This is a genomic window from Pontibaca salina, from assembly GCF_016307205.1.
Taxonomy (GTDB): Bacteria; Pseudomonadota; Alphaproteobacteria; order Rhodobacterales; family Rhodobacteraceae; genus Pontibaca; species Pontibaca salina.
Window position 1 is genome coordinate 16270 of the sequence record NZ_JAEIJD010000001.1, and the last position, 24172, is coordinate 40441.

The 24172-nt window shown below is 56.7% G+C and carries 23 protein-coding genes, 1 tRNA gene and 1 pseudogene; 4 read left to right on the plus strand and 21 right to left on the minus strand.

All coding sequences use genetic code 11. The features are described 5' to 3' along the window. Nucleotides 1-28: 28 nt before the first annotated feature. Nucleotides 29-412, minus strand: coding sequence for a rhodanese-like domain-containing protein (locus JAO82_RS00070; RefSeq protein ID WP_198684299.1), 384 nt, complete (start codon nt 410-412; stop codon nt 29-31). A gap of 12 nt (nt 413-424) precedes the next feature. Further along, nucleotides 425-1321: an MBL fold metallo-hydrolase gene (locus JAO82_RS00075; RefSeq protein ID WP_198684300.1), complete on the minus strand. Its 897-nt coding sequence runs from the start codon at nt 1319-1321 to the stop codon at nt 425-427. 367 nt (nt 1322-1688) lie between these two features. On the opposite strand from JAO82_RS00075, the gene JAO82_RS00080 reads away from it, so the two are divergent. Continuing rightward, a complete protein-coding gene (locus JAO82_RS00080) occupies nt 1689-3080 on the plus strand; it encodes an aminotransferase family protein (RefSeq protein ID WP_198684301.1) in 1392 nt (463 codons plus the stop codon). A gap of 145 nt (nt 3081-3225) precedes the next feature. On the opposite strand, the gene JAO82_RS00085 is transcribed toward JAO82_RS00080, so the two are convergent. Next, entirely contained in the window at nt 3226-5742 is a 2517-nt protein-coding gene (locus JAO82_RS00085) for a cation:proton antiporter (protein ID WP_198684302.1), read from the minus strand. 218 nt (nt 5743-5960) lie between these two features. Continuing rightward, the gene (locus tag JAO82_RS00090; RefSeq protein WP_198684303.1) at nt 5961-7274 is read right to left on the minus strand and encodes an ATP-binding protein; all 1314 of its coding nucleotides are present in this window, start codon (nt 7272-7274) and stop codon (nt 5961-5963) included. Nucleotides 7275-7393: 119 nt separating this feature from the next. Here JAO82_RS00090 and JAO82_RS00095 point away from each other — a divergent pair, with 119 nt between their 5' ends. The 3 genes from JAO82_RS00095 (at nt 7394) to JAO82_RS00105 (ending at nt 8865) form a co-directional block, all read left to right on the plus strand. Further along, nucleotides 7394-8308: an MBL fold metallo-hydrolase gene (locus JAO82_RS00095; protein ID WP_198684304.1), complete on the plus strand. Its 915-nt coding sequence runs from the start codon at nt 7394-7396 to the stop codon at nt 8306-8308. 80 nt (nt 8309-8388) lie between these two features. Further along, nucleotides 8389-8463 (plus strand) — tRNA-Asn (locus JAO82_RS00100). 165 nt (nt 8464-8628) lie between these two features. Then, nucleotides 8629-8865 (plus strand): hypothetical protein, encoded by a 237-nt coding sequence (locus JAO82_RS00105; RefSeq protein ID WP_198684305.1) that lies wholly within the window; start codon nt 8629-8631, stop codon nt 8863-8865. Nucleotides 8866-9248: 383 nt separating this feature from the next. Here the strand turns inward: JAO82_RS00105 and JAO82_RS00110 are convergent, their stop codons facing one another. The 17 genes and pseudogenes from JAO82_RS00110 to JAO82_RS00185 form a co-directional block, all read right to left on the minus strand. Next, the gene (locus JAO82_RS00110; RefSeq protein ID WP_198684306.1) at nt 9249-10313 is read right to left on the minus strand and encodes a phage portal protein; all 1065 of its coding nucleotides are present in this window, start codon (nt 10311-10313) and stop codon (nt 9249-9251) included. Then, nucleotides 10300-10884 (minus strand): hypothetical protein, encoded by a 585-nt coding sequence (locus tag JAO82_RS00115; protein WP_198684307.1) that lies wholly within the window; start codon nt 10882-10884, stop codon nt 10300-10302. Before JAO82_RS00115 ends, JAO82_RS00110 begins: the two co-directional genes overlap by 14 nt. Continuing rightward, the gene (locus tag JAO82_RS00120) at nt 10885-11523 is read right to left on the minus strand and encodes an HK97 family phage prohead protease (RefSeq protein WP_198684308.1); all 639 of its coding nucleotides are present in this window, start codon (nt 11521-11523) and stop codon (nt 10885-10887) included. It lies immediately after the preceding gene. After that, entirely contained in the window at nt 11523-12758 is a 1236-nt protein-coding gene (locus tag JAO82_RS00125) for a phage major capsid protein (protein WP_198684309.1), read from the minus strand. Before JAO82_RS00125 ends, JAO82_RS00120 begins: the two co-directional genes overlap by 1 nt. Before the next feature lie 62 nt (nt 12759-12820). After that, nucleotides 12821-13126: an HNH endonuclease gene (locus tag JAO82_RS00130; RefSeq protein ID WP_198684310.1), complete on the minus strand. Its 306-nt coding sequence runs from the start codon at nt 13124-13126 to the stop codon at nt 12821-12823. Continuing rightward, nucleotides 13117-14664, minus strand: a complete 1548-nt coding sequence (locus JAO82_RS00135) for a terminase large subunit domain-containing protein (protein WP_232897153.1) — start codon at nt 14662-14664, stop codon at nt 13117-13119. Before JAO82_RS00135 ends, JAO82_RS00130 begins: the two co-directional genes overlap by 10 nt. 202 nt (nt 14665-14866) lie before the next feature. Beyond that, a complete protein-coding gene (locus JAO82_RS00140; RefSeq protein ID WP_232897154.1) occupies nt 14867-15232 on the minus strand; it encodes a hypothetical protein in 366 nt (121 codons plus the stop codon). An 83-nt stretch (nt 15233-15315) separates the two neighbouring features. Beyond that, nucleotides 15316-15558, minus strand: coding sequence for a hypothetical protein (locus JAO82_RS00145; RefSeq protein ID WP_198684312.1), 243 nt, complete (start codon nt 15556-15558; stop codon nt 15316-15318). Nucleotides 15559-15775: 217 nt separating this feature from the next. Continuing rightward, nucleotides 15776-17113 (minus strand): AAA family ATPase, encoded by a 1338-nt coding sequence (locus tag JAO82_RS00150; protein ID WP_198684313.1) that lies wholly within the window; start codon nt 17111-17113, stop codon nt 15776-15778. A gap of 106 nt (nt 17114-17219) precedes the next feature. Further along, nucleotides 17220-17399: a helix-turn-helix transcriptional regulator gene (locus JAO82_RS00155; protein ID WP_198684314.1), complete on the minus strand. Its 180-nt coding sequence runs from the start codon at nt 17397-17399 to the stop codon at nt 17220-17222. Between the two features lie 108 nt (nt 17400-17507). Further along, nucleotides 17508-18665, minus strand: a complete 1158-nt coding sequence (locus JAO82_RS00160; protein ID WP_198684315.1) for a tyrosine-type recombinase/integrase — start codon at nt 18663-18665, stop codon at nt 17508-17510. Nucleotides 18666-19076: 411 nt separating this feature from the next. Continuing rightward, the gene (locus tag JAO82_RS00165) at nt 19077-20477 is read right to left on the minus strand and encodes an MAC/perforin domain-containing protein (RefSeq protein WP_198684316.1); all 1401 of its coding nucleotides are present in this window, start codon (nt 20475-20477) and stop codon (nt 19077-19079) included. 299 nt (nt 20478-20776) lie between these two features. Next, nucleotides 20777-20911 (minus strand): annotated as a pseudogene (locus tag JAO82_RS14205) (IS66 family transposase); the annotation flags it as partial. Nucleotides 20912-21362: 451 nt separating this feature from the next. Continuing rightward, nucleotides 21363-21953: an NAD(P)H:quinone oxidoreductase gene (gene wrbA, locus JAO82_RS00170; RefSeq protein ID WP_198684317.1), complete on the minus strand. Its 591-nt coding sequence runs from the start codon at nt 21951-21953 to the stop codon at nt 21363-21365. A gap of 117 nt (nt 21954-22070) precedes the next feature. Then, the gene (locus JAO82_RS00175; protein WP_198684318.1) at nt 22071-22487 is read right to left on the minus strand and encodes a DoxX family protein; all 417 of its coding nucleotides are present in this window, start codon (nt 22485-22487) and stop codon (nt 22071-22073) included. A gap of 42 nt (nt 22488-22529) precedes the next feature. Next, complete coding sequence (locus JAO82_RS00180; RefSeq protein ID WP_198684319.1) at nt 22530-23138, minus strand: alpha/beta hydrolase; 609 nt, start codon at nt 23136-23138, stop codon at nt 22530-22532. A gap of 11 nt (nt 23139-23149) precedes the next feature. Then, complete coding sequence (locus JAO82_RS00185) at nt 23150-24082, minus strand: ring-cleaving dioxygenase (protein WP_198684320.1); 933 nt, start codon at nt 24080-24082, stop codon at nt 23150-23152. Nucleotides 24083-24172: the final 90 nt, after the last annotated feature.

A 24172-nucleotide genomic window follows, 5' to 3' on the forward strand; every position in this document is an offset into this window, starting at 1 on the left:
TCACGCGCCCACGACAACAGAGAGCAGATTAACGGGGGGTCATGTCCTTGGGCGCCCCCGTACTCATCTGGGTGCCGATATAGGTCAGCCCGGCCTTTTTCCACGCGCCGAACCCACCTTCCATGTGGTTGGCCTCGGCCCAACCCGCTTGCATCGCCAGTTCCGCCATCTTGCGCGAGCGCATGCCCGAGCCACAGTGGAACACCACCGGGCGGCCCTCGATCGGGCGCGGCATATGGGCAGGGTCGAGTTCTTGCATCGGCGAGAGCAACGCACCGCGAATCCGCTCGAACGCGAATTCCTGCGGTGTGCGCACGTCGATCAGGACGATGCTGGCTGATTCCAGCGCCTCGCTCACCTCCTGCGGGGTCCAGTGGTGCAGGGTTCCAGTTTCAATCTGTTCGCTTTTCATAATTGTTACCTTTCAGAAACGGTTTAGGGGAATTTTCAGATAGCTGTGGCCATCCGCTTCGGGCACCGGGGAACGCCCGGCGCGCAGGTTCATTTGCAAAACATGCAACATGCGATTTGGCAAGGCCAGGGTCTTGTCGCGGGCGGTGCGACGCGCGACATATGCCGCACGGCCGACTCCGCCGCCAATATGCTTGTTATGTTCGCCCTGCGCCTTGACCGTCGATTCCCATTCCGGCTGGTCCCGCTGCTCAGTGCCGTAATCATGGCCGATAAACAGGCGGGTCTCATCCGGCAGTTCGAGGATCTGCTGCAGGCTGTCATAGAGCATCCCGGCATCGCCACCGGGGAAATCAGCGCGCGAGGTGCCGACATCGGGCTGCATGAAGGTGTCATGCACAAAGGCCACATCGGCCACGACATAGGTGATCGAACCCAGGGTATGGCCCGGCGAGAGCATCACCCGCACATCCAGCCCGCCAATGCGGAAGCGATCACCATCCGCAAACAACCGATCAAAATCGCGCTCAACATCAAACGCATCGGGCATATGATAGATCTCGCGCCACAATTCCGCGATCTCCGCGACCTTGCTGCCAATAGCGTTCGGCGCGCCCAGCCGCTCTTTCAGCCATGACGATGCCATCAGGTGATCAGCATGGGGGTGCGTGTCGAGAATCCACTCCACCTCCAGTCCTTCCGTCTTCACATGATCTAAAATCTCCTGCGCGGCGGCGGAGTCAATTTTGGCGCTGCGATGGTCAAACCCCATCACCACGTCGATCAGCGCAGCCTTTTTCGTCTCAGGATCGCTCACGACATACTGGATGCTGCCCGTATCCGGCTCGTAGAATCCGGTCACTTCAGCCGAAACGTCGCCTTGCGCGGGACTGGTCCTTATCACGGTCATGGCATGCTCCTGTCCGAATGTGTCTTGGTTCAATGCACGGTTTCGACATCAAGTTCCAGTCTGGTGATGCCACCTGCAGCCAGTCCCAGGTTTGCGCCGGACCGCCAACGCGTACCAGCCACCGCCAAGATGGCGCCGTCGAGTCAGATAGACACTGTCACCGCACCCGGCTCTGCCTCTTTCTGGTTCGAAAATACCCCGGGGGCAGCGCCCCCATGCCGATGAGCCGATGCTCTGGACGGCGCGCCGTGCCATCGTATACGCTGGAAACAAACCGTCTACCTGACTTGCCCTACCCTGGCATCATTGCGCGCTGCCCCGGTCGCAGGTCGGTTGCGGCACGTTTCTCTGAACGAAAGGACAGGTCATGGACGGCATTTTCAACGAAAACGACATCAGCCGGATTGTCGCGGCCGACAAAGCCCATATTTGGCATCATCTCAGCCAGCACAAACCCTATGAAACCTCCGACCCCCGCATCTTCGTCGAAGGCCGTGGCATGCGCATCTGGGACCAAAAGGGCAAGGAACATCTCGACGCGGTCTCCGGCGGCGTCTGGACCGTCAATGTTGGCTATGGCCGCGAGCGCATCGCCAATGCGGTGCGCGACCAGTTGATCAAGCTGAACTATTTCGCCGGCTCCGCCGGTTCGATCCCCGGCGCGCGCTTTGCCGAACGGATCATCCAAAAGATGCCCGGACTGACCCGGCTTTATTACTGCAACTCGGGCTCCGAGGCGAACGAGAAGGCGTTCAAAATGATCCGCCAGATCGCCCACAAGCGCTATGGCGGCAAAAAATACAAGATCCTGTATCGCGACCGGGACTATCACGGCACTACCATCGGGACGCTGTCGGCGGGCGGTCAGGACGAGCGCAACGCCCAATATGGCCCCTTCGCCCCCGGTTTTGTACGGGTCCCCCACTGTCTGGAGTACCGCGCCCGCGAGCAGGACGGCGCACCGACTGAAAATTACGGGCAATGGGCTGCCGATCAGATCGAAGCGGTGATCCTGCGCGAAGGGCCCGACACGGTCGGCGCGCTTTGCCTTGAGCCGGTCACGGCAGGCGGTGGCGTCATCCCGCCGCCGCAGGGCTATTGGGAACGGGTGCAAGAAATCTGCCGCAAATACGACATTCTGCTGCATATCGACGAGGTCGTCTGCGGCGTCGGGCGCACCGGCACTTGGTTCGGTTATCAACATTACGGCGTCCAGCCCGACTTCGTAACCATGGCCAAGGGCGTGGCCTCGGGTTATGCCGCGATTGCCTGTATGGTGACCACCGAAGAGGTGTTCGATATGTTCAAGGACGATGCCAGCGATCCGCTGAACTATTTCCGCGACGTCTCGACCTTCGGCGGCTGCACCGCCGGCCCCGTCGCCGCTTTGGAAAATCTGGCGATCATCGAGGAAGAGAACCTGCTGGACAACACCAACGCCATGGGCGCGCGGCTGATGGACAACCTGCATGACCTCATGGAGCGCCACAAGGTCGTGGGCGACGTACGCGGCAAGGGGCTGTTCTGCGGTGCCGAATTGGTGGCCGACCGCACCACCCGCGAGCCAATGGCCGAAGCCCGCGTCGCAGAAGTTGTGGCCGACTGCATGGCACAGGGCGTGATCATCGGCATGACCAACCGCTCGCTTCCCGGTTACAACAACACGCTATGCTTCAGTCCGGCGCTGATCGCGACAAAAGACGATATCGACACCATCACCGATGCCGTCGATGGCGCTCTGGGGCGGGTGTTCGGCTGAATCTCTCTCGTCTGATATCATTCTCGTGGCGGCACATAGCGCCGCCACGGCTCGCCTGCGGACGCCATGCGGGTACAAACCTTGGCCACCGGCGCAACCCTGATCGCCGCGGGCCGTTGCCAGTCCAGCAAAAGCCCGCGAGACGTCATTCGGCTGCCTGCTGGGTCACAACCTCCAGCAGTTCTGGGTCAATACCCCGTTTGGCTGCGCTTTCCAGAACCGCCTCTTGCAAGGGCAGGCTGCGGCGCAGCAGGCGCAGAAACCGGGTCTCGTCCAACACCAGCAGCGTTGTCGGCGCGATAGCGCGGCCTTCGGTACGGCGCGGGCGTTGCATCAAGATCGCCATCTGACCAAACATCTCGCCGCGCCCCAAGCGCCACTTCTGATGTGCGGTTTCCAGTTCGACCGCTCCACTGGCAATGAAAAACACACTTCGCGCCGTATTCTCACGGCGCATGATAATCTCACCTGCGTTGACATAACGCGTGACCAGCGCCCGGCCCAACCGGCGCAGCGCGCGATCGTCCATGTCTGAAAATAGTGGAAACTGACGCACCAATGCCGCCTTTTGCACCGCAAGATCCAGCTTGGGACGGTGTTCCGCACTGTGGCGGCGTTTGGCGATATCCTGAGCCAGTTCGGTATGCAGTTCTTCACCGATCAGGCCATCATGCAGCAAATGGTCATATTCACGCTCTTCCAGCCGCAACGCGGTGCGGCGGATAAAGCGACGCTCAAGTTCTTCGGCATAGCCAGGATATTGCAGGCGCAGCCCTTCCAGCGCCTTTTCAACTGCCTCCATGCGCCGATTCAGCAATTCGTGCAGCAGTTCAGCCACCCGGCGCCCATGAATCCGCCGGATACGCCCATCAATAAAGCCGTGCAGGTCACGCAGCACGAGCCGCTGGGAGATCAATAATTCGAATCGGTCGGCTGTAATCAGGGCCAAGGGCACCGAGATGTGCAGCCGGTTGTGCAGAAGCAGCGCCAGTTGAAAGGTGGGACCATATGCGATGCTGCGCCGCGCGGCACGCTGGTATCCGGTGCGCCCATTGTTTCGCGCGGCTTCGATCAGGCGGTCAGCTTCGGAAAGAATACGGTCAGACAAGCGCGATGAAATCGTACGCTCGCGAAACAGGCGCAAGATCGTATCCCGCTCGGCCCCGGCCAAGGCAATCAGGCCCAGCGTGATCCGGTCGCGGTCAAGAATTTCGGCGTTATCTTCGGCAGCCTTGACCGCGTCATCCAGACGCGCGCCGAACCGCTTCGCCTCTTTGCGCACCGTGTCATGTGTCAGGGCATAATTTTCTGTTGTTGTCGCCAGATCCTCGCGCACAGTTTGTAGCGCAACCGCGATGACCTGGTTGGAAAGCGCCAGATCCAGCGGCGACAGCTTATCCAATCGCAGCCAGGTAATCATCCAGCGCAGCGTGGTTCCCTGCACCAGCAAAGTGAACAGGGCAAACCCGGTCGCGACAATCCCCACGACCCGTTTGACATCAACCGGGACATAAACGCTCTCGGTCACGGCCAGTGCCAATGCCAGCGTAACCGCGCCGCGCAAACCACCCCACATCATCGCCACGCGATAGGGCTGTTCGACCACGGGTGACAGGCGGAGCGCTGTCAGCATCGGCAGCAACCCGTAAAGAATGATCGCGCGCGCCACAATCGCGGCCACGACCACCACACAGATTAGGAAAAAATCAGTCAGGCGGATATCTTCCATTACGCGCGGGATCAGCAATGCCGCCAGAATGAAAATCAGCGCCCCAGCCCAGTGCGCCAGCAAGTCCCAGACCTCGCGCAGGTTCTGCCAGGCGGACGGGGGCAGGCGCCCGGGTCCGCTCAGTTGCAAGGTCATTGCCGCAACCACCACGGCGATCACGCCGGAGGCCCCGATGGTCTGCTCCGCACCGATAAAGGCAAGATATGGCAGAGCCACGGATATCGAGATCTGCGCCATTTCATAGCTCTTGACCAAGGTCATGAGCCAAACTGCCACCCTTGCAGCCACCCATCCCACCAGCACCCCTCCGAACAGCAACATGGGAAAGCGTCCCAAGGCGGAGCTGAAGGTCGGGTCCGGTACACCGGCCATGACCAGTTCGATGAACACGCCGAATAATGCGATTGCAGCGGCGTCGTTCAACAGGCTTTCGCCTTCGATCATCCGCGCCAGACGCCGCGGGGCCGAGATCGAGCGGAAAACACCAACAACTGCCGACGGATCGGTCGTGGAAATGATTGAGCCAATCAGCAGACAGACCGCCAGCGGTAGCGTAGTGACCCAGGAAAGCGCATAGCCAACGGTCAGCGTGGCCACCAAGACCGCGATCACCGCCATCACCAGGATGGGCACCCAATCGTCGGCCATGCGCCGCAAGTTCAATCCCAGCGTAACCTGAAACACCAAAGTCGGCAGAAAAACATAAAGGAAAACGTTGGATCGGATTGGCAGCGCCAAAATGGCTTCGGCCACCGGGTTCAGAACATCGACGTAATCGATGGCCAAAATGAGCAAAGCCGATGCGCCAATCAAAATACCCAGAACTGCCAATATCACGATATAGGGCAAGCGCAGCTTTGCCGCCAATGGTTCAGCCAGACCCAACACCAGGAACAGCGCAGCAATGATCGTTGTAATCAAAATGATATCCATAGGTCAGATCTACCCCAACTCGCCCGCCGGCGGAATCCGTATTCTTCCGTAAATCCGCTAGATTGCCCATTAAACCGACCAGTAGCTCAGCGTACCGCCGGTTTCCTGCGTTTCCGGCCATTATTGACGCGCGCCCGTGATCGTGATGCTTTCGCCCCCAACGCACGCATTATCCGGGTAGCGCCGTAATCTCCGCCGCCAGCGCGCGTATGCCGCCTTCATCGTCCGATCATGATGTCCGCGCGCAAGCCGCCCAGCCGATCGCTGCGCCCCAATTGCAGACTGCCGCCATGGACGCTGGCCACATCGGCAACTATGGCCAGCCCCAACCCAACGCCACTGCCGAGGTTCTGATTGCGGGCCGGATCCAGCCGAAAGAACGGTTTGACCGCCTCGGCCCGGTCCGCTTCGGCAATACCGGGGCCGTCATCCTCGACCCGGATGCGCAACGAAGTATCCCTCACCGCCACCGAGACCTCGGCCCGAGAGCCATAGCGCACTGCATTTCCGATCAGGTTCTCCACCGCTCGGCGAATTGCCATCGGGCGCAATGGCACCAGCCCTGCCCCTTCGGTTTCGATCAAAGTGACCTGGCGACCACAACGTGTGGCGTCATCGACGATCTGTTCAATCAGCGCCACGGGATCGACCAATTCCGGGTCACCCTCGACAGTGCCGCGCGAGAAATCCAAAAATGCATCCAGAAGCTTTTGCATTTCGTCCACGTCACCCAACAGATCCTCGGTATCGTCCATCATCGCGAGCCCCAGCCGCAAACGCGTCAAGGGCGTGCGCAGGTCGTGGCTGACGCCCGACAACATCATGGTCCGTTGCTCAATCTGCCGTTCGATCCGGTCGCGCATATCCAGAAAAGCATGCCCCGCTGCGCGCACTTCGATGGCACCGGCGGGTTGGTAAACGATATTATGTCCGCGCCCGAAGGCTTGCGCCGCCCGCGCCAGCCGTGTGATCGGACGCAACTGGTTGCGCATGTAGACAAAGGCGATCACCGTCATCAGCATACTAAAGACCACCATTGTCACGATCAGCTGATGCGGCGCTGAAATCCGCACTCGCCGACGGTCGAAGTCGATCTGAAGCGGGCCAAAGCGGGAGCCATAAAAGGCATGCACGATGTCGTTGTTCGGGAACTGCAACGCCAAGACCCCCGGCACCACGTGCCTTATTGTATCGCGCGCGACATCGGCCGAAAAATCGTTCCAACGAATCTGATCGTTTTTTGGCACGACGTCTTGCGGCACGAAACGCGCCTGCATGTTAAGCTCCGTCAACATCGGACGCAGGCGCTCCAACGCCTCCTCCGGGGTCGTGGCCACTGCAGTATCATTGACGATCACCAGCAGCTCACGGGCCAGCGCTTGCGACATTTTGGTTGTCACATCCCCCAAGTGGCGCCCGATGAACACCACCGAAACCACCAGTTGCAAGGTCACAACCGGCAGCACCAGAATAAGTGCCGTGCGTCCATAGAGACCGCGCGGCATGACATGTTTGAGCCAGCGAAAGAACATGCGGCAAGCCTAGAACAAGATGATCTTAAACGGTATCCAAATTCATACCCGTCGTCGCGTAGTGATTCGATGGGCGTAGAACAGACTGCCCGCAGGCAGCCTTCACGGACAACACCATAATGACTATCCCGCCAGCCCCGTTCGATCCGCCTAGCGGCCTGCCCATCACGCTTGCTCCGGGCTTACGCCGCATCCTTGCCCCCAATCCTTCGCCGATGACATGGCGCGGCACGAATACATATCTTCTGGGCACCCGCGATCTGGCGGTGATCGATCCCGGCCCTCGCGATACGGCCCATCTCAAAGCAATTCTTGCCGCGCTAGAGCCGGGCCAGCGGATCAGTCACATCCTCGTCAGCCACTCCCATAACGATCACTCCCCCCTTTCCCGTGAACTTGCCGCGCAGACCGGAGCGCCAGTGTTTGCCTTCGGTGACGCCACTGCGGGGCGCAGCGCCATCATGACCGAACTCGCCGCAAGCGGCCTGACCAACCGTGGCGAAGGAATTGATACCGACTTCGCTCCCGACTGCACGGTTCATGATGGCGAACTGATTTATGGCGATGGCTGGACGCTTGAGGTCATCCACACTCCGGGCCATTTTGGCAACCATATTGCCTTGGCATGGGGAAAGGCTTGCTTCACCGGCGATCATGTCATGGGCTGGGCCAGTTCCTTGGTGTCGCCACCCGATGGCGACCTGACCGATTTCATGGCATCTTGCGACCGCCTGCGCGCGACCGATTGGGACATCTTTCACCCCGGCCACGGGGCACCAATCACCGACCCAGCCGGCCGACTTGACTGGCTGATCTCCCACCGCAAGAGGCGCGAGGCTGCCATCCTGCAAGAGCTGAGCGCAGGCCCGGCCACAGCCCAAGCGCTGGCGCGGCGAATCTATACCGACATCCCCCCGGCGCTCCTGCCCGCAGCCGAGCGCAATGTACTGGCGCATCTTATTGATCTCACAAAAAAGTCACGGCTCACGCCCGCTGTTTCTCTCGATGAAAACACCGAGTTTTCTCTAATTTGATCAATTGTTGAAGATTTCGCCAATTCAACACAAATCGCTCTGGACGCCCGCGAACTAGGTTGCTATATGGCCGAAACAATTCCGGCGTAGCTCAGCGGTAGAGCAGTTGACTGTTAATCAATTGGTCGTTGGTTCGATCCCAACCGCCGGAGCCAAAGTTTTCAAGGGCTTAGCGTTCATTCGCTAGGCCCTTTCCCTTTGCGGGGGCACAACGGGGGCACATTCCGGTCACGCTGCACCACCCGCCCGAATCAACTAAAGCTTGTGTTAGTGATATGGTCCGGCCATGGTCACGGTGACAGTTGAAAGGGGGAGTGAAGATGAAGATTGTGTTGCTGATGTATTCGGACGAAGCCCGAGAGAACCTAGTAAAAGTCGAGAAGTTACACGGACTACCTGAAGGCACCGATACGCTTGAAGAAGGGCGCGAATCTGGATCGCTAAGTGAGGGCGTCTTAGATGCGCAGACCGAGCATCCAATTTTCTATCGTATAGCTCGGATGGATAGTGCCGACATTCCTAAAGGCCCCTCAACTAGCTGGGTAGGCGCAATCTAATAAATCGCAGGGGTTCGCGGATACCCGACAAAGGAAAAATACCCGCGAACCCCCAGCTACCTACAACCCGCATGAAAGCGACCGGGGAGATAGCATCAACTGACTAGATTGGTGCCAGTCAGTCGAATTTGAACGGAATAGGTAACTGTGCAGACTTCCTATCCTGTTCACGTCTAATCGTAACACGTGTGCCGCATGGCGGTCCAATGACCGAGTTGCGTTCACGCATAGCCAACCGCACACACGCCATACAAGCACCCGTAGTAACTTGCCGTTCTTCTATATGACCACGCTTACAGGGCTTGCCGGTGAAATACCGCCTAAGCCCTTCGCGCTTTGCCGTGTCACGATCAATCAACGGCCCATAGAACAGATGAACCGGCTCAACCATCAGCCCAATCAACCAGATGCATAGCCTTGTCAGCATCAACACCGGCTTCTTTAGCAAGCGCCAGAGCCTCGATGATACCAGCCGCAGCCCTTGCACGGCCACCAGCATCAAAGGCTTGCATCGGGCGCATAACGTCGATGCGCACGGGGCTTCCAAACTTAGCCGATGCTTCTTCGGCTACCAGCGCGCAGATCGGTTGCAAGGTCCATTGTGCAAGGTGGCGTTGACCTTCCCGCACCATCGGCCCTTGTGCATCTTTCGTCACCATACCGGGCAGAACCCCGAACGCGTTACTGATGGAATGCTTGGCGCTTTCCAGCGTTTCTAGGCTCATGCTTTTCTGCATATCCGGCGACACGTCCGACGCCTTCCAGTCTTGGCTAGGTGCAGGACCACCCGCAGCAGTTACCGCTACACTTTCACGCAACAGCACCCGACCGCGCTTACCACGGAAACCACGGGCCAGCGTGTCCATATCAGCGTCACCGGCTTCGGGGAATGGCACAATCTGCGACCCCAGCGGCATGGCTGCATAGGCTTCACCCAATGCTGATTCGAGCGTTGCCAGCAGATCGCCGGTCAGGCTTGCACGGCGCAACGGGCTAGAACCGAAATAAGGTTGCGCCAGATCGGCACCGATAACCACATGCAGCACCTCACCCGCAAGGGCAGTCACTTCATGGCCCCCGCTGGTATCGGGCAAGGTCAGACTATACGCGCGGGGCTTGCCGTTGCGTGTCGAGATAACCCAATCAGAGGCAGGCACTAAACCATCCTCGGAGATATACGCGACAAACTCACCACGCAGCGCCAGAGAGCGCCCCAGCAGGGCCATAGTGCGACGGTCCAGCATGTCGGCACCGTCAACGTCAGCAAGGCTTAGGGCTTGCTCCCAGAGGCTCACAGCGCCTTGCACAGTGGCAGTCAATTCAGCAACGCCGGTTGTGCCGTTGATCCAGTTAGAGCGCGCCGCCATAATGTCGGCAGTATAGCCCGCCCCTGTATAGCTACGCTGTTCTTGTTTGTCGGCTTTCTTGAACCAATTAAGCAGTTTCATCTGTCACCCCCAAACGGCGATAAGGGCGCAACAGATCGGCAGCCCCGGAATTGTAAATGGCCTTCGCCATGTGTGTTGGATCAAGCCGGATGCTTTCGCTAATCTGCCCCACGTCGATTGAATACGAACGCGCCCCAGCAGGTGCAGACTGTTCAGCAGCAATGTATTCAGCCAAGCGGCGATAGGCTTCCAGCACCGCAGCCGGTGGCGCGTCAGTGCTGCCTACGGTTGCCGTGATGCGATAGGTATCATTGCGGGCCAGCAGACAGCCGCCCAGAGGCGTCTTCTTAACCTGCACCGATTGCCAATCCTCACTGTCACGGTTCCAGACCTCGACAGTCAAAGCACCAGCGGGATAGAGCGAAGGCGTCCAATAGGCACCAGCACCAGAGCGATAGGCACCACCGTTCACGATCCACGTCACCGAGCGTTCGGCCCAGCGGCAACGAATGAAAGCCTCAATCTTTTGCCAGATCAAGGCCGGTTCAAGAGCAGCGGCAGCGGGGCTAAGATCACCTAGCACAACAGGCCATGTGGCCGGTTCCGCCTCGTCGATATGCAAGAGCGACATTCAGAGCCTCCAGCGATTGTAAGCATGAACAGGAACAGCAACGCCACCATCGGTCATTGACCAGTTGCGGGCTTCGATTTGTGTTTGCGGGTAAGCCGGTCTTGTGACGATGCTCAACTCATAAAGCAGAGCCGATTTGATAGTTCGGATTATGGCATTGAACGCCCCTTCTTCGGGGCGCATCCCTTCATCCTCGACAGTCTCAGGCTCAGCAACGCGCCGCTTAGGTGGCAGGCGAAAGCCGGGGCTAATACCGACAGCCAAACCAGCGTTGAGGGCGGCGAGAACGTCGCGCACATAGCTGACTTCCTGCATCTCTTCGGTAATGGTGGCCGTGAACGTCAGCGCCTTATCACTGTCTTTCAAAGACAACGTGCCAGAGCGAACAGATGCCAAAGGCTTCCCAAAATCATGGCCCGATAGCAGATGAATTTCTTTTGGTTTTCCATCGTGATCGGAAGGCGTGTTGATACGATACTCAAACGCCCGTTTAGCGATGATCTCTTTCTTCGGTCGCCCGGTGCGCCCGCCGTCACTCAAGACAGCGGGAACACCGTAGGGAAAGGAACCGGACAACGACAACTCGCCAGATGCCCGCTTGCGGATTTCTAGGCCGCCGCCATGTCCAGCCCAAAGCATTACGCAGTCAGCCCAGTCAGGATGCGCGTTTGCAGCCCACGTGGCGCAGTATAATCTGCCGTGACAAGACCAGTCAGCACAAGCGAACCCGAACCGGCTTTCGTGTATGGATCGCGGATAAGGTCCACGCCACCATAGACACCCAGATAACCCGGCGCGACGCCCTTGACGTTAGCGGTCATGATCGCGCTTTCGGCGGGGATTGTGTTGCTGATTGCAGGGGTGCCGACATGATTTGTCAGGCGGTTCCATTCGCTCACCGCCGTGCCGCTGATAAGCGCCTCGTCCAGATCGGCCCAGATGGCAGGATCAAAGGCAAGGTTGACTTGGCTAGGGCTAGTGATCGCGTTGGCTTCCATAAAGGCCACGATCTCGGCCCGGAACGCCGCCCACGATGCCGCAGCGCCGATAGCGGTGGACGTGATACCATAGGTGCCAGCACCGGGGATGATGCCCAGAGGCTCACCAGCAGCGCCAGAACCGTTGATAACCACGCGGTCAAGTTCCGTTGCAATCACCGCGTTAAGGTCACGACGAATAGCAGCCTCAAGGCCAGCGCCCGACTGTTTCAGCGCTTTGCGCGAAATAACCATCTGCGCCCCGCCGGTGTGATCCGGGTTAAGGCTACGCTCCGAAGTCTCGAACGGGTTTGCAGCGCCAACGTCAGCCAGTTCATTAGTTTGCCAACCAAAGACCGCACCAGCCGTTGCAACAGGAAAGGCAACCTCACCTTGCGCAATGCTGACACGCTGAATACCAAGCTGCGATGCAACGCTATTCGGGAAAATGCGGTCAATCAGAGGACGGACAGCCTTCGGGTTCAACACCTGATCGCCCGACACGGTTTCACCGGCACGGGTTTCAAGGGCTTCCATCGGAACCGGGATACCCTGATAACCACCAGCAGAACGCATTTCCTCGATGATTTCAGCAGTTGCACCGTCCAGCTTGCGGCCTTCATCCAGAGCCATTGCCACTTGGCGCAGTTCAAAGCCGCCCATCATTTCAGACCATTCACGATCCGAACGGGTTTCGAGTTCGCCCTTGGCTTCGCTGCGCTGTTCATCCTCGGCAATCAGTGCCGCACGATATTTCACTTCATTGGCCCGATATTCTTTATCGAGGCTTTCCATCGAGCGGGTTTCGTCCTCGGTGGCGTCAGTTTTGCCAACCAGTTCCGAAAGAGTTTGGCGGATTTCACTTTGCCGCCGACTAATCTTGACACTATCAAGCATTCAATTATCACCATGCATGGTTAAAGTTACAATGAAGTAATCTTAACGCATTACAGGTGAAACTAAAAATTACCGGACTTTAATAGATCGCGCCACTTATCAATTTCTGGATCGGGCTTATGCAATCCAATTTCCCGAATTGTCTTTTTAGAATGGCAAGAAACACATAGCGCCTGCAAATTATCTATTTCAAAACTCAATTCAGGATGGCTGCGCACTGGCAATATGTGATCTATTTCCAGCCTGCCCCGCGCACCGCATTCAACGCATTTGTAATTATCACGGCGTAGCGCCTCAACGCGCAGTGACTTCCAGCGCCTTGTTCTGGTAACCTTGGCACTATGTCGTCGGTGTTCCTTTACCCCCATGCCATAGCCGGTGCTTTAGGCTTAGGACGGTTCACCATGCGCTGCCCCTCGGCCACCGCGACCACCAAAGCCGACACGGCGTCAATGCGTCCAAGGCTGCGCTTTTTGGTCAGCTTCTGGTTTCCGCTATCATCAATCACCACGATTGCATCCGACATTGCAGAGCGCATAAGCAGCGACGGGGCCAGCTTCACCTTGTTATCGAACACAGCAGACCTTGCCCGCTCCGTGTCCTCTCCGCCGTCCCTGTAGCCATTACCTCGCGGCACAAACGGCACCCGCTCAAGCCCTGCATCCTTCAAAGCGTCCTGAAACTCACCCCAGCGATACCGGTCACCCACAATCGCGGCGATAGGATACCCGTCCAGCTTTTCAACCATGTCCTTGAGCCAAGGCCCCGGCGGAACAACCCTGTCACCGATGGTCACAAGTTCACCGCGCTGTTCCATTTCAACGTAACGATCCCTTACCCCATCAGCGATGCCACGGTCAGCGAGTGAAGGGTTACTAGGGAACGCTGCATAGGCTTCTGTGCGACCCGTTTCAGGCCAGTAAAACACCATTGCGGATTGGCTACGCGACCCGCCCAGATCGACCCCAGCAACGCAAGGGCCATCGCGGGGCGGCAATTCATCAGGCGAGACTTCACATTTCAAATATTCATCCGTTGTCAGGAATACCGCGTTATTCTCAGCCTGCACCCTTTGGTTAAGATGATACAGCCGGAATGACGATGCAGCATGACCGCCGCGCTTGATTGCGCGCTTTGCCTGATCGACTAGCCAATTCAATGGCGCGCCAACCCCATGTTCACAGCCGGGATTAGCTAGTTTAATGCCATCAAGGTCGTCTAGGGGCTTTCCATCCGGGGCGCGATGCTCAACAACGAACGCATTATCGTTAGGCTCATCAATCAGCTTTGAAAAGAAATGCAGATCGGACGATGCGCTTGTGCTAATCAGGATCATCTTCGCCATACGCTTACCCATAGAGCTTTCCAGAGCAGCGTATAATTCAGCGCCAGCTTCATCAGGCCAATGCCCGACTTCATCGCACACAATCAATGGCGCAGGAGATAGGCCCAAAGCGTTCTTTGCATCGGCGGCAATTGCCTTAAGCATCCCATTGCCGTTGCCTTCATAGTGAATTTCCAAACGCGGGGCTTGCTTAACTGAAAACTTGGCCTGTTCCTCTTCGGGCAGTGTCTCAATTAGCAGCCGCGTATAATGCCAGATAATTCGGGCCTGTTCAGCAGTTCGAGCGGCGCAGATAATTTGCCTGCTAGGCTGATTATCCCAAACACCCATAAGCCCGCTTAGGCTAATTGCAGCCAAAAGCATGGTTTTCCCAGCGCCGCGCCCACAACTTAAAATCGCATATTGATAATCAGGATCAAGCGCACCACGGATAAAATCCTTTTGCCACTCGCCTAATTTCAGGGGCTTCCCAGCACTGGGGCCTTCAACAATCTTTAATTGCTCAATGAATTTAATGGCTTGCGACGGTATCTTTTTGGTTCTAGTAGCTGGTTTGCTCATTTCTCTAAAGCGCGAACGCAAAGGCCCCCACTACGGCACTACCCCCAAAGTTGTTTCGAGCCATTGGGACCCACAGCATACAGCACTGAACGCAGCGCCAACCACAACATGCAGTACCCATTACAACCCCAAAGCAATCAACGCATTGCCCCAAGCCAACCAGACACACACAGCCATCACAGCAAGCCGAACATCCATCACGTCAACCCCTACGCGCCTGCAATACGTACCCAACAGGCGACCCAGCACCCGGCAGCGGATCGGCCTTCACAATGGTCAATGGCGTGGCGTTGTCGATCCGCACCATATCCCCAGGACTAGGCACAACGTCAGGCACTACGGTCTGAATGCGTACATCCGTTGCAAGTATCGTTGACCCATCCACGAAAGCACTGTCAAAGCCGCCAGCAATACCCGGCACAGCGTCCCAGACTGTTGTAGTGATCGGCGGTGCAAACGGATCGTCGGGGTCGTCAATCGTTTCGGTTCTGCCAATCTCAATAAGCCCTTGCCCATAGCGGTTCAGCAGTTGCTCATGTTTGGCGGTTATGCGTTCATAGTAATCCATAACCAATAGCATAGCACCTAATAACAAACCCCGCACATAGGCGGGGCTTGTAGGGTATATAGTGGATAGTTACTATGTAGTTTCTAGATACTACTAAGCAGCATCGTGTAACCATTAGCAGACTGGTCAACCCGTTCAGCAACCCAGCTTTCAATACCATTACTTACAGCCCCCCCAATCTTGGGTTCATACTTTCCTCTAATCTCTGCCATATGACCCACAAGACGCCGCTGACCATTTATAATTGCATGCATTGGGAAAATATCACCAGAAACCAGAACACCATCAATAATCAATTTATTCTCTCCTCTTGTAACCTTATACATGTGTGAAGCGCCCCCGTTACATATGCCCCCCCCTAAAGGGGGGGGCTATGTGGTAACGGGCCATCTCACATATGTGACAGGGTGCGTTACATGACCGTAAGTGCCTTTGTTATATAAGGAAAATCTCACTTGCCACACCAACTTTTTAGACAAAAAAGCCGTGTAACACAAACTAGGCGTTACACGGCGTTGCACTCTTTTTATAGGTTAAACCGACCTATACGGGGGCAATCATGGAATCGTCTTCGGTGCCTTCAACCGTGATAAGATCAAACCCTTCAAGCGCATCAAGAGCGCGGTTAAAGCTAGCCCTGACGGCTCCGGGCTTAGCACCAGCATTAAAGTCCTGATCGCCCCACAGCGGCCTTAGATCGCCCCGTGTGGTGCCTCCATCTATCAGGGCCAGCATGGTGGCCTGCCTATCGGTCAGCGTGACCCTAGAGTGATCCAGCACAAGCGTGGTCAATTCTTCGCCTTCATCGTCATAAATACCGGACCCCGTAACTCTGGCAGTCAACTTAATATCTTCGCACTCTGCAGCGCCTTTGATTTTGCCTTTACCGCCCGACATGGAAAGTGTCATGGTGTCGCCCTTTTTCTCGGCTAGGCACATCATGTCAGTATTTCCGTGCTTAGCGCCGGAACCCATCCAAGTGCGGCCTTCCTTTGTGGTATGGTCAATAACCATAATGGCAGCATCAGGGGCAAAACTTTCCCGCAACTCGACAAGGTTCCGCGTGTATCTGCTAACACCCTCCCTAGTATCGTCCGACGCGGTTTGCGCAAAGGTATCAATGACAATTAGAGATGGTGGAGAGCCGGTAACGTCCTCGATCGCCTGAATATGATTTCTAACAAGGTTGAACCCCGCGCCCTTTAATTCATCTAGCTGCGGCTGGATGCTGACTATATTGAGCATCCCGGCCTTTATCCCGTGGTCACGCTCCCACGCAACACGGCGCAAATGAATATCATCGCCACCTTCTGCCGATATATAAAGAACCGGACCCTGTCGAACCCTACGCCCTGCCCATTCGCGTCCGGTCGCGACATGACAAGCCATGTCCAAGGCAAAAAATGATTTCAGGCTTCCGGGGCTACCATAAACCCATGACGTACCGTTTGCAGGGATGAATTTGTGAACCGTCCATGCCTTGCTGGCATATCGCCGCGCTGTTTCGTCACTGGACCAAGGATGTTGCCGTGCTGTTTCTTCGTGGGCATCAATGTAGTCGCGCCAGTCTTGCACCCAACTCGCCCCCCGTAGCGCCTCCTGTTTTTCTGCAATAATCTTGGCGACTGCCTCGCCGCCCCAGCTACTCTTGATCCTATCGCTATAGGATCCGTCATCACCCCATCTTTGCCAGCGTCCTACCATGTAACCATCATCGTCAATGACAGCTTGATAAACTCCCAGCCCATTGTGGTGAATGTTCCCATCTATAATCAAATCCTCACCATACGGAACACATCCGGCCTGTCGCGCCGATTGTATGAAGGACCTAATCGCCCCTTCTTTTTCACCATAGTTACTTGCAATGTCAGTATGTTTCACTTATATTAATCCTTGTATGAGGGGTAGCAGCCCCGTGTTATTTGGTAGTAACAAAAACAGATTTTGACCCGGCGGGAATGGAGGTTCCTACCGGGTCTTTTCTTTGTTAGGCTCTGGCATTGGCGAAAAACTCCGCAATCACGCTTTCCGGCCAGAAATTCTTGCCGCCGATAAGCGCAGGCCGTGGAAAGCCCATTTCTTTATTATTGATCCAACGATGAACGGTCACGCGGGTTACCCCGATTCGCTCGCAAAGCTCCGCTGTCCCGATGTGTTTTTCTAGCACTGTCAACCCCTTTTATTTTGCTGATACCGCAATATAACACTTGACAACAGGAATTACAAGTGGGCAGCGACCCCGCTAGATAGTCTATTTAGTCACTATTTACTATGCTCAACGGGGGTTGGTTATTGCCGTGATATGTGCAGCCCAGATAGTGAGCGCTTCCCGTTTTTCTTGTGCATAATCATGGCGGTTATAGACGCGCCTGATCTTCGGCTGGCTCGACATATGGTTAGTGATTCGGTCGGTCAGGCTTTCAGCGATTCCCAGCCGCGCCAGCCCTGTTTCCAGCGTCCGCCGTAGATCATGGGGACGCCAGCGCTCAATCTCACATCCGGCCAGATCCACCATCAAGGCTAAACATTCATCCGCCTTGGCGTTTAGGTTGGTTATTGGGCTGGTTCCGTTCGTGGTAATCAAGAGGCTGTCACCAATGCGGGGCAACGATGCCAGTTCAGCGAGCGCAGCTTCGGTAAGCGGCACGTCATGCGCGATACCGTTCTTTGTGCGGGCGCTAGGTAGGTGCCACAGGTCGCCCGTAACCTCGTCGCTGGTTAGACCCACCACCTCGCCATGCCGCTGCCCTGTCAGCAACAAGAGACGTAGCGCCTGCCGGTATGGTGAAGCCATCTTTTCAGTTGCCGCCCAGAACAAAGCTATTTCACCATCAGTTAGAAAGCGGTCGCGGCTTTCCTCTTTGGTCGGCATTTTCATGCGGTCAGTAGGTGCGTTCTCTAGATAGCCATGTTCAGCGCACCAGTTGAAGAATTTGCGCACATGGGCAAACGTCCGGTTTGCCGTAACTTCGCGACCACTCGCCACAATGTTCAGCAGCAACCGCGATACGTCCCGCTTGGTAATATCGACAACTGGCCGATGCCCCCACTCTTTCACGATGGATCGATTCAGAAAACCCAAGGCGTTCTTGCCGCTTTTCAGCTTGGATAGGTGAAACCGATTAAATTCATCCACCACAGCGGCCACAGTGTCCGCCTTGGCGCGCTCTTTCTCACCTTGGGGGTCAAGCCCGGCCTGTGCATCCGCCATCGCCTCGCGCGCCCTATCTCGCGCCTCAGCCAAACCCATCACTGGATATTCGCCAAGCGTAAACCGTCGATGCACTGCGCCCACGCGGTAACGGATGGACCAAGTTTTTCGGCCCGTTCTATGCACGATAAGCGACAGCCCCTTGCAGTTGTCATCCGCAATCTGTTGCCGCTCGTCGGTCGGCTTTATCGCCGCAACGCCCCTATCTGTTAGCCTCGCCATGATGCCCCCCATTTAGTCAATTTGTATCAACAGCAATACGGGGGCACAAACGGGGGCACAAGGTGCAGATATTGGGCGATAGCGAATGTTACAGAATTATACAGCCAAAATACTGATAACAAACAAATATTTGCTACAGTCGATAATGAGTGATAACGGCTGATATAGGGCTAAAGTTGACTGTTAATCAATTGGTCGTTGGTTCGATCCCAACCGCCGGAGCCAATAATTTCAAGGGGTTAGCTGAAAAGCTAGCCCCTTTTGGCGTGGACGGGGGCACATTTCCGACGCGGTAGGTAGCCGTCTCGGTACTTGAGCCTAATGTCCGTCGTCATACGAAATGGGACATCAGTGCGGCTGGCCCCGGCATTATCAGACTGACCTCGCCATGGGCTCTCTTGTAGCGAGCAGCTATAGGACCTGTACGGTTGCTGTGATCCAAGGATACGCGCCGTTGCTCAGCGGCACAGTGACGGAAGTATCGATTGACGAATAGATCAAGGTGCCGGTTCCTTGCCAGCTGGAATCGAAGTTATCAGGCGCAGTTTTCAGCTGTCCCATCCGTACCGTGAAATCTCCTGCCTTGGAATATATGAACCCGAACGCCCAAGTCTTACTCCCCTTTTTCACGTCAATTGCCACGAATTTATCGGAGGGCAAGTAGTTACCCTGGACGGGCGGCGGAGGGTTCTGATCAAAGGAGTCGTCAGTTGTCGCAGTTAGTCGCACGGTCGCCATACCATCCGAAATATTTACTATGTTGGTGATCTGATCAACTGTCGGAGCGTAGGTCGTCGCGTTGAAGTCGGCCACATCTTGCGGCCCATAAGTCAGGACTTCATCGATCGCTGCTTGCGCATTAGTGATGTAGGCGCTCAGATTTGACATGCTGGTCGCGCCAATCGCTTTTGCACTTTGCGCAGAGCTCTGATTGAAAACCAGCGAGGACAATGTGTTCTGCACGCTGCTCAGGTTGTTGTAAAATTGAGCCCAGTTGATTTCGGACTCTCCCGCTGCAGCCGCAATTTCCGGAATTTCTCGCCAATCCCAGAGCACATACCAGAGAGGCAATCCCTTCGCCGTCCCCGGAAAGGCCGCGAGGTTGGCATTGATCGTGTCGGGATTGGCAGGACCCGCAGGCGTGAAAGCGCCCGCATTGGTCTGATTCGAAAAGATCGAGCTGTAGCCAGCCTGTGAGGTCGCCGTAATGGTATAATCAGATGTGATCGATCCTGAACTTACGACCCCATTATACGAGGTAGATAGCGCGACTTGTGCATTCGAGGCTTCTGAACTGGTTTCGTATGTCGTTGTATAACTTGCAATATATTCGCTGCCGTATATCACTCCAGCAACAAAATGTGTGCCATATTTTGCAACGAATTTGTCATAACTACCCTGTTTCTCTATTTCGGAAAGAACATTGGAAACGTCGAGGCCGGGCTGCTCGGGATCCATCATGTATTGGCCATCCATATTGACGCAGGTCGCGGACAGAACCACCTGCGAGGAACTGTAGGCCTCCTGCGTCGAGTAGCTTGCGCTCATCGAACCTTTGACGAGACCGTAATTTCCGCTGACAGAGCCTTCGATCCCCCAGCTGGTAGAATATTGGCTCTGTGTCTGAATGAACGACCATTTTATCTTGGTGTTTTGCATTCCACCCGGGCTCTCGGTTGGAAAGGGAGTAATCCCGCCAACTCTCATAGTGGTCTGATTGCCGGTAACAGGATTGATGCCGTAGCCTATCTGTATCCCTTGGTTATAGGTCATCTGTATAGGGTACATTTCAAATGATTCTGCTTTTGTCATTGGTCCGATCTCCTGCGTTTTGATGGCAGCCAATGGAATGCACCCATCGGGTGGTCCAAGATGGTCCAGTTTGAATTTTAATGCATTGTTGGCCTCTGGTCTATTAGCGTGACGCTTCTGGGTGCCGGTGGGTGGACGACCGCCAATGCCGCTGGAGGCGACGCGACGCTCCGCCCGACGGGAAAACCTTCAACGCCTCTTCCTCCTTCCCTGCTCCAGATCAGGCATGGCTTTTCAGAAAAAAAGCAGATCAGGAATAGGTAGGCGCCAGCTGCCGCTTACTATTATCCATCGCGGTCGGACACTTCCTTCAGCTTGCGGCGCGCATGCGCCCAGCAATGCGCGACACGGATCGGATCACCGCCCTTGCGGGAGGGGCGCGTCAGGCGATTTCAGCCCTGATAGCCCCCGAGTTGCAGGGTCCCGTCGAAGCCCGTGCAGGAACTTCTCAGCGCACCAAAGCGATACACCCCGCCGCTCACGATCCACGTCACAGCGCGTTCAGCCCAGCAGTAACGAATGAAAGCCGCGATGCGCTGCCAGATCAAAGCCGGTTCAAAAACAGCCGCAGCGGGGCTGAGGCCAGCAGGCGAAGCAGGCCATGCAGCCGGTTGGCTTTCGTCAATAGGTCAACAGGGCACCTTCCCAGATACGTTGTGTGGTCGGCGGTATTGCAGGGGACCTATATCTATAAACGATAAGATGGGGCAGCTAAATGCCACCCCATTTTATCGTCGATTCAGTTAACGGTTATTGCCGGATTTTCGCCGCAATGGAGCGCAGCTTCACCTCGGACATAGGCCAGTAAACCGTCGGGCTTTGAGCAAGTGCCGAATACAAAGAAGGGTACATTTGCGGCGTGATTTCTCAGAAGTGCGAGACGCTTCAGGTCAGCTTGCCCGCAACCTCAACCAGCCGGCGTGCCTGATGGCTGATGGCGCGGTTTACCTCTTCGGTGAACTCTTCGCCTTGCGAGTGGCTATAGCCATAGGGGTTGCCGCCGGTCTTGTAGATGACCTCATCGGTATAGCCCGGCGCCACGACGATCCCGCCCCAGTGCATGACGGTGGTATAGAAGGACACCAAGGTCGTTTCCTGGCCGCCATCGGTATTCTGCGCGGATGTCATCGCTGATACCGGTTTGTTGGCCAGCCCACCCTTGGCCCAGACCCCGCCCAGCGTATCGATGAAGGCGCGCATCTGGCTGGCCATGATGCCAAAACGGGTCGGTGCCGAAATCAGATAGGCATTCGCCCATTCCATATCATCGGCGGTTGCGGTGGGAATATCGGCGGTCTTTTCGGCTTGTTCCTGCCACGCATCGACGCCGGCAACCACCTCATCCGGGGCAGTCTCGGGTGTCTTCAACAGCCGCACCTCTGCCCCGGCGGCCTTTGCCGCCTCGGCGGCAATGGAGGCCATCCGGTGGTTGGAGCCGTAGCTGGAATAGTAGATGATCGCGAGTTTGACGGTCATGATATGTGTCCTGTCAGTTGGGTTGATCAAGGGTGGTTACCTGTTGCGGTAACATTGGGTGGTTCGGTTGGTTCCTTGTCGCTGCCAGCGATCGGCGGGCAGTTTTCGGGGATCGTGTCAGACACCTGCGCCCCGTTCGCCGGAACGGCGCTTGCGCAGGGCGTCGACACTCCACGGTCCGGGGCCGGCAAAGACGAGATAGAGGAACACGAAGCAATAGAGGATTGCCGCATCCCCGCCATTGAGGGAGGGAAAGAAGTTTTGCGGCGCATGCGCGAGGAAATAGGCAAAAGCCATGGTGCCCGAGGTCAAGAAAGCAACCGGGCGGGTGAACAGGCCGGCGATCAGCAGAGCGCCCCCCAAAAGCTCAATCATGCCGGCGATCCATGACAGCGTAAACGGGTCGGCCGAGCGGGCTTCCGGGAAACCGAGGATCTTTTCAGTTCCATGCGCGAAGAAGATCAGCGCGGTCACGATCCGCAACACGCTGAGCATGCGCGGGGCCCATAGGGTTTCAAGTTCATGGGTGGTCATTTTTTGATTCCTTTTCTCTGTGCGGGACGCAGTCGCGCGTGGTCATTGGGCGGTTAAAAGGGTTCGCAGGGCCAAAAGCTCCGGCTCGCGCAATTCGTGCCCGCCCTCATGGATTTCTGTAGCCACGTCAGCGCCCTGCGCTGCGAACCAGTCGATCAACCGCTGGCTCAGCGGCCAAGGGCAGATCGGGTCATGTTTCCCGGCTGTGATCAGAACGCGCCTACCGGCGAGGGTCGGGACGGCCTCCGGCTCCCATGGGATCAGCGGATGCAGCAAGCCGATGCGGTCGAACAGGTCAGGCTGCGCCATGGCGACAGAGGCCAGGATATTGGCCCCGTTCGAATAGCCAAAGCCATAGACCGGCGCGCCCGGGTTCTGGGCTTTATGCGCCGCCACGAACTTCGCCATTGCTTCGCTACGCCGGGAAAGATCGTCCATGTCATAGACGCCCTCCCCCGTGCGCCGGAAGAACCGCGCCGCCCCCATTTCCGACACATCGCCCCGGGGCGAGACGATTCCCGCGTCGGGCAGGATCTGCTGGGCCTGATCAAAGAACTGGGTCTCATCCCCACCCGTACCGTGAAAGGCGAAGAGCAGCGGCGCGCCGAGTTTGGGCGCTTTGCTCAAGGCGTGATAGGTATCGATCGACATATTGCTCTCCTTTACTCGCCAATCGGGGGCAGCAGACCCTCGATCTGGGCGCGCTGCGGTTCGTACCGGTCGGGCAGCTTCAGGGCCTCGCCCAAATGCGCGGTATCTTCGTCGCGATCAAAGCCCGGTTCATTGGTCGCAACCTCGAACAAAATCCCACCGGGGGTGCGAAAATAGATCGCCCAGAAATAGTCACGGTCGATCACCGGCGTCACCTGATAGCCGGTGTCCATCAACGCTTTGCGCACCTCCAACTGCTTGGCCCGATCTTCCACTGCGAAGGCAATATGGTGGACTGATCCCGCGCCCTGACCGGCGATTTTCGCGCCCCGCAGTTCTTCAAGATCGATGGTATCCGCCGCATTGCCGCCCTCGATGCGGTAGCGGGTGATGGCTCCGTCGGTGTCGTCCTTTTGGTACCCCATGAAGGTCAACAACTCGCCGGTTGCCGCCGCATCGCGCAAGTTGAACCGTGCGCCGTGAAAGCCCAGTATTCCGGCATCCTCCGGAACGTCGGTGCCGGTCCACGGCTTGCGGCCCCGCTCGGCACTTTCCACCAGAGCAAAGCCATCGCCATCCGGACCATTGAATTGCAAGCGGTGTTCACCCAAGTAACGGTTTTCGGTTAAACCTGTCACCCCGTACTTGCCGAGCCGTTCCTTCCAGAATGGCAGCGCGCCCTTTGGCACCGCAAATTCGGTTGTGCCGACTTCGCCCGTGCCGCGCCGTCCGTTGGGCATGTTGCCAAAGGGGAAATAGGTCATGACCGAGCCGGGCGTGCCGATTTCGTCACCGTAATAGAGGTGATAAACTTCCGGAGCGTCAAAATTCACTGTCTTCTTGACGCGGCGCAGGCCGAGCGTCTGGGTGAAGAACGCGTTGTTTTCAGCCGCATCGCCCGCCATCGAGGTGACGTGGTGCAGGCCTTTGATTTCCTTGATCATCGTTACGCCTTTCTAGCTGTCTGTCTCGTGTTGTGATTAAGATAGGGCATTGTAGTGCTGCCAAAAATAGAAATGCTCTTGCACTTACTG